This window comes from Streptomyces sp. WAC05292 (genome assembly GCF_003949955.1).
GTDB classification, from domain to species: domain Bacteria; phylum Actinomycetota; class Actinomycetes; order Streptomycetales; family Streptomycetaceae; genus Streptomyces; species Streptomyces globosus.
This window is the reverse complement of record NZ_RPSE01000760.1, coordinates 1-1,066: the sequence shown is the minus strand read 5'-3', so window position 1 is coordinate 1,066 and position 1,066 is coordinate 1. Positions and strand designations below refer to the sequence as shown.

Annotated in this window: 1 protein-coding gene; it reads left to right on the top strand. The window is 78.4% G+C overall.

Annotated features, from left to right (window positions below; all coding sequences use genetic code 11):
* Positions 1-99 precede the first annotated feature (99 nt).
* Positions 100-1,066, top strand: a 967-nt coding sequence (locus EF903_RS32885) for a sacsin N-terminal ATP-binding-like domain-containing protein (RefSeq protein WP_399422235.1), incomplete at its 3' end; no start/stop codon positions are given.

Here is a 1,066-nt window from a genome sequence, read left to right as displayed (position 1 = left end):
TGCGCAACCCGCACGGCGGGGCGCCGGGCCCGGCCGCCCCGCCGTGCGGGTTGCGCACGCGATACCTTCAAGACCTCGGCAATTCTTGGAGGAAGCGGCGTGAGCGTGCGAGTGACGGCGGCCCCCGGCGGAGTGGACCCCTTCGGCACGGCCCGGCTGCGGCGCGGGGTCCTCGATTCGTGGGGTGCGGGCCCGGCCCGCTTCCGCGAGGACGCCAACGCCGAGGAGGACCTGGCCCTCGGCGGCTACCGCGACCGGCTGGTCGTCGAGTTGGCGCAGAACGCGGCCGACGCGGCCGCCCGGGCCGGGGTCCCCGGCCGCCTGCGGCTCACCCTGCACGCCGCCGACCAGGGCCCCGCCGTCCTCGCCGCCGCCAACACCGGCGCCCCCCTCGACGCCGCCGGCGTCGAATCGCTGAGCACCCTGCGCGCCTCCGCCAAACGCGAGTCGGCCGCCTCCGGGGACACCGTCGGCCGCTTCGGCGTCGGCTTCGCCGCCGTCCTCGCCGTCTCCGACGAGCCCGCCGTCCTCGGCCGCCACGGCGGCGTCCGCTGGTCCCTCGCCGAAGCCCGCGAACTGGCCCGCGAGGCCGCCGCGCACAGCCCCGGCCTCGGCGACGAACTCCGCCGCCGCGACGGCCACGTCCCCCTGCTGCGCCTCCCCCTGCCCGCCGAGGGCACCGCCCCCGAGGGCTACGACACCGTCGTCGTCCTCCCGCTGCGCGACGCCGCCGCCGAGGACCTGGTGCAGCGGCTGCTGTCCGGGATCGACGACGCCCTGCTGCTGACCCTGCCCGGGCTCCACGAGATCACCGTCGACACCCCGCAGGACGGCGGCCGCACCCTGCGCCGCGGCGCCGACGGCGCCTACACGGTGATCGAGGACTCCCGCGGCGAGACCCGCCGCTGGCGCACCGTCCGCCACACCGGCCCCACCCCGCCCGCGCTGCTCGCGGACCGGCCCGTCGAAGAACGGCTCCGCCCCTCCTGGACCGTCTCCTGGGCCGTCCCCGTCGACACCGACGGCGCACCGCTGCACCCCGGCACCGCGCCCGTCGTACACGCCC